This window comes from Jeotgalibacillus sp. ET6, assembly GCF_029667115.1.
Lineage (GTDB): Bacteria > Bacillota > Bacilli > Bacillales > Jeotgalibacillaceae > Jeotgalibacillus.
Map to the genome: position 1 here is coordinate 1 of NZ_JARUIU010000253.1, position 242 is coordinate 242.

The window sequence follows — 242 nt, forward strand, 5'->3', positions numbered from 1 at the left end:
CAATAGTAGCAATACTCCTCATTTAAGCTGTTTCTTTTATCGCTTCCGGCAGACGTCAAGATCACTGGAAAGAGAGTTTATCGATCACTCTGTTCTCCATTCCTGGTACTGCTTTGCCTATTCCTTTTCCTCTAGACGAAGCATCAATGGTCACAAATGGTGCAGAGATGGCAGAAAGAGGCCGGAAAACACTATTATTCGGACCAATGAAACCTGAGGGAATTTTCATGGCCAGCCTGATT

At 43.8% G+C, this 242-nt stretch carries 1 protein-coding gene; it reads right to left on the reverse strand.

Features of this window, described 5'->3' with window-relative positions:
- Positions 1-61: 61 nt before the first annotated feature.
- Positions 62-242, reverse strand: a 181-nt coding sequence (locus P6709_RS20255; RefSeq protein ID WP_278242675.1) for a hypothetical protein, incomplete at its 5' end; no start/stop codon positions are given.